Genomic DNA, 4,507 nt, shown 5'->3' with positions numbered 1-4,507 from the left:
CGCCTTCCGCATACCCGAATATCGGCTGGAAACTCAGGGGCAATCAATCGTGTTGATTAACTGGAGACATTCCCCTGGTGCTCCCACTGGATCCCTAGAACAAGGGTGTTAGCAGACCAGGGCTTGCTGCCGTTGTCGCTGTTGGCGTTCTAGAGCTTCAAACAGGGCTTGAAAGTTGGCTTCGCCAAAGCCTGTGGCTCCACCCAACCGTTGGATGACCTCGAAAAAAAACGTGGGCCGGCCAAACAGAGGCTGAGTGAAGGTTTGCAACAACAGGGGGGGGTGTCGGGAATCAGAGGCAGGCAAGGTGGTATCCAAAAGGAGCTGCTGCTCCACCAAGTCGTGCCAGGAGATGGTGGGCAACCCACCAGAAGGGAGTACTGCTCCAGAGGCCAGCTCCCTTGCCAGGTTTGTGTAGTACTCCGGTGGCACCTGCAGAAAGTTTACGCCTCCCTGTCGCAGCCGGCGCACACTGGCGAAGACATCTGAGCTGTGCAACGCCGCATGTTGCAGGCCAGGGCCATGATGGGCATCCAAAAACTCCTGGATCTGGGAAGCGGCACAGGTGGGCTCGTTGATGGCCAACTGGATCCCGGCTTCAGGATCTCCCACCACCACACTTTCTAGGCCAGAGGTGTTGGTGCGGATGCTATAGCGATACAGAGACCGCCAACCCAGCACCTGCCCATACCAATCTGCCGCTGCCTGCAGGGATCCCTGCTCCACGTTCAATACCAGGTGATCCCAGTGGGAAAACAGGTTCTCCTCAGCAGGGGCTGAATCGGGGATCCCTGAGCTGGGGATCAAAGAATGCCTGAGTCCATAAGGAGTGCGCAGGCACAGAGCAGGGCAGCCTTCGTCTTCTGCCGGGATCCACTCCACTTGGGCTCCTCGCCTCTGCAAAAGCTCTGCCAAGCCCAACAGCTCTTGCTCCTCCACCGCCAAGGCCACATCCACCACCCCAGGCGAATGTTGCTGCAAATAGCGATCCACCTCATCCCCGGCGTGAGCCGGCTGAGATAGGCGCAAGCGCAGGGATCCCTGACGCAGACAGAGGGTACTGCCGAGCTGTCCTTCCATTCGGAAGCCCCAAACCTGACAAAAGTGTTCCTGCCAACGGGGCAGATCCCAAAGATAGAAGTGCAGGTGATGGATCCCTTGGACGATTCGATTGGACTGGTTCATAGAGCAAGGCACTGCTAAGGCAAAGGCCGAGTATCCTGACGTTCTCACGGCAACAGACGACCTGGGCCGTCCTACCTCAGCATAGGCCCGCCATTTGCCGATGGAAAAGCGTAAAACAACGTTAAGAAGATATTAAAACAGCATTAAAAAATAGGATGAAAATAAGATTAAAAAATCACGCAACCGAAAATATCCTCAGAGCGCAAGGGACTAAAATTAAATCAGGCGAGGTGTATTTAGAACGCCTAAAAAAGAAACAGAAGAGTTGCTAAAAGCCCTTCGTAGGATCCCTATAAGCCTTGCAGAGATCTATTGGTTCTTTAGCTCTCTTTTAGAGCCTGCGTGGGGCAAAGGCCGGGGTGCTGCCTCGCCCTGTCGATAGATTATCAGGCGTAATAGCCGGGAGGATTGTTATGGTTGCCAGTGTGCAGCGTTCTGTAGCATCACCTACAGAATTGAAGGCGGAACCAAGGACGGGATCCAACGCAGCCGGTCAAAAAGTTTTGAGCGATTTTGCGCCAGGATCCTGGCAGCGCTCCATCGACGTCAGAGACTTTATTCAGCGCAATTACACCCCCTACACCGGTGAAGAAACCTTCTTAGCTGCAGCCACCGAGCGCACCCAGCGGCTGTGGGCCAAGGTCAAGGATTTGATGGCTCTGGAGCGAGAGCGAGGGATCCTAGATGCCGATACTGCCGTTCCCTCTACCATCACCAGCCACGCCCCTGGCTATATCGACCCAGAGCTGGAACAAATTGTGGGGCTGCAGACGGACAAACCCCTGAAGCGGGCCATCATGCCCTTTGGCGGCATCCGCGTGGTGGAGTCTTCCCTCAAAGCCTATGGCTACGAGCTGGATCCCCGCACCAAGGAAATTTTTACCCAGTACCGCAAAACCCACAACGACGGCGTTTTTGATGCTTACACCGAAGAGATGCGCCGCTGCCGCCGCTCCGGGATCATCACCGGCCTGCCCGATGCCTACGGTCGGGGTCGCATCATTGGGGACTACCGGCGGGTGGCCCTCTACGGGGTGGATCGGCTCATCGAAGACAAGCAGGCCCAAAAAGCCAGTCTAGACCTGGACACGATGGACGAAGAGACCATCCGCCTGCGGGAGGAGCTCTCCGAGCAGATTAAGGCCCTACAAGAGCTGAAAGAGATGGGATCCCGCTACGGGTTTGACCTGGGCCGTCCGGCAGCCAACGCCCGCGAAGCCATCCAATGGCTGTACCTGGCCTACCTGGCAGCCGTCAAGGAGCAAAACGGGGCGGCCATGTCCTTGGGGCGGGTGTCCACCTTCCTGGACATCTACATCGAGCGGGATCTGCAGGCCGGGATCCTCACCGAGGAAGAGGCCCAGGAGCTCATTGACCACTTTGTTATGAAGCTGCGCATGGTCAGGTTTTTGCGCACGCCCGAGTACAACGAGCTATTCAGCGGGGATCCCACCTGGGTTACCGAGTGCATCGGCGGCATGGGCCTGGATGGGCGGCCTTTGGTTACCAAAACCAGCTTCCGCATGCTGCATACCCTCTACAACCTTGGCCCAGCGCCCGAGCCCAACTTGACCGTGCTCTGGTCGGAGCGGCTGCCGGAAGCCTTCAAGCGCTACTGCGCCAAGGTCTCCATTGAAACCAGCTCCATCCAGTACGAAAACGACGACTTGATGCGCCCCTACTGGGGGGATGACTACGGCATCGCCTGCTGTGTGTCGGCCATGCGCATCGGCAAGCAGATGCAGTTTTTTGGAGCGCGGGTGAACTTGGCCAAGTGCCTGCTCTATGCCATCAACGGCGGTCGGGATGAGATCTCCGGCGAGCAGGTGGCTCCTGCTTTCGCCCCCATCACCGCCGATGTCCTGGACTACGACGAGGTGTGGCCGCGCATGGCGCAGATGATGGCCTGGCTGGCCAAAACCTACGTCAACACCATGAACATCATCCACTACATGCACGACAAGTACTGCTACGAGCGCCTGGAGATGGCCCTGCACGACCGGGACGTGCTGCGCACCATGGCCTTTGGGTTGGCCGGCCTGTCGGTAACAGCCGACTCCCTATCCGCCATCAAATACGCGCGGGTACGGGCCATCCGGGATGAGCGGGGCCTAGTGGTGGATTACGCGGTGGAGGGCGACTTCCCCAAATACGGCAACAACGACGACCGAGTTGACTCCATTGCGGTGCAACTGGTGCAGACCTTCATGGCCGAGCTGCGCAAGCACAAGACCTACCGCAATGCCATCCCCACCCAGTCCATCCTCACCATCACCTCCAACGTGGTCTACGGCAAGAAAACCGGCAACACCCCCGACGGGCGGCGAGCGGGCGAGCCCTTTGCCCCAGGGGCCAACCCCATGCACGGCCGGGACACCAAGGGGGCGGTGGCGTCGCTGGCTTCGGTGGCCAAGCTGCCCTACGACGACGCTCTGGATGGGATCTCCAACACCTTCTCGATTGTGCCGGCGGCCCTAGGTCGCACAGCGGAGGAGCGGGTTGCCAATCTAGTGGGGCTGCTGGATGGCTACATGCGGGATGGCGGTTTCCACCTCAACGTCAATGTTCTCAACCGCGAGACCCTGCTGCATGCCATGGAGCACCCGGAGCTCTACCCACAGCTCACCATCCGGGTTTCCGGCTATGCGGTGAACTTCATCAAGCTCACCCGCGAGCAGCAACTGGATGTCATTAACCGCACGTTCCATCAACACTGCTAAAAGACCAGCCTGGGGATCCCTGAAGTCCGCCCATACCGGGGTCGATGGAAGGGATCCCCCATCGATAACCGAGGAGGCCCGATGATCATGACTGTTTGTAGCGCTGCGGATCTGGTCAGCCAGTATGCCTCAGGACGGCGCGATTTTCGGGAGATCGATTTGCAGGGGGCTGAGCTGCAGGGGATCCATTTGGCCGGTGCCGATCTCAGCTATGCCGATTTCAGTGGGGCCAACTTGGCGGGGGCCAATTTGCGGGGGTGCGATCTCAGCTATGCCGACTTCAGCGGAGCTAACCTATCGGGAGCCGATTTGCGGGGATGTCTCCTCTTTGGCAGCAATTTCCGAGGGGCGCTCTTAGAAGGAGCCTTGTTGGATCACGCAGATTTCGATGCCTATACCCATTTCCCGAAGGATTTCGATCCCAAGGCCCACCGCCTGCACGGCATCACGGTGGATACCTCCGTGCCTAGCCCACACGACCCATCGGTCTGAGCTGGGTGGGATCCCCAAGCTGCCCTTTCGGCTTTTTATCCCCCTTTCTCCCTTCCAGCCAGGATAGCAGCGGTCTAGCTAAAAGACCCTAGGGATCTAAAAAAATCTAG

Annotated in this window: 3 protein-coding genes; 2 read left to right on the top strand and 1 reads right to left on the bottom strand. The window is 58.2% G+C overall.

Annotation, left to right across the window (positions count from 1 at the left end):
* Positions 1–108: 108 nt before the first annotated feature.
* On the bottom strand, positions 109–1,185 hold the full coding sequence (locus tag NW820_RS10435) for a VOC family protein (protein ID WP_414350063.1): 1,077 nt from the start codon (positions 1,183–1,185) through the stop codon (positions 109–111).
* 413 nt (positions 1,186–1,598) lie between these two features.
* Here NW820_RS10435 and pflB point away from each other — a divergent pair, with 413 nt between their 5' ends.
* Positions 1,599–3,905 (top strand): formate C-acetyltransferase, encoded by a 2,307-nt coding sequence (pflB, locus tag NW820_RS10430; protein ID WP_414407444.1) that lies wholly within the window; start codon positions 1,599–1,601, stop codon positions 3,903–3,905.
* A gap of 87 nt (positions 3,906–3,992) precedes the next feature.
* Positions 3,993–4,397, top strand: coding sequence for a pentapeptide repeat-containing protein (locus tag NW820_RS10425; RefSeq protein ID WP_414344017.1), 405 nt, complete (start codon positions 3,993–3,995; stop codon positions 4,395–4,397).
* Positions 4,398–4,507: the final 110 nt, after the last annotated feature.

Origin of the sequence: Synechococcus sp. R55.7, assembly GCF_047461955.1 — a bacterium.
In the GTDB taxonomy this organism is placed as follows: domain Bacteria; phylum Cyanobacteriota; class Cyanobacteriia; order Thermostichales; family Thermostichaceae; genus Thermostichus.
This window is presented reverse-complemented; position numbering and strand designations above follow the sequence as displayed.

Coding starts and splice junctions, on each gene's coding strand:
- pflB (WP_414407444.1), top strand. CDS start 1,599: ATGGTTGCCAGTGTGCAGCGTTCTGTAGCATCACCTACAGAATTGAAG.
- NW820_RS10425 (WP_414344017.1), top strand. CDS start 3,993: ATGACTGTTTGTAGCGCTGCGGATCTGGTCAGCCAGTATGCCTCAGGA.
- NW820_RS10435 (WP_414350063.1), bottom strand. CDS start 1,185: ATGAACCAGTCCAATCGAATCGTCCAAGGGATCCATCACCTGCACTTC.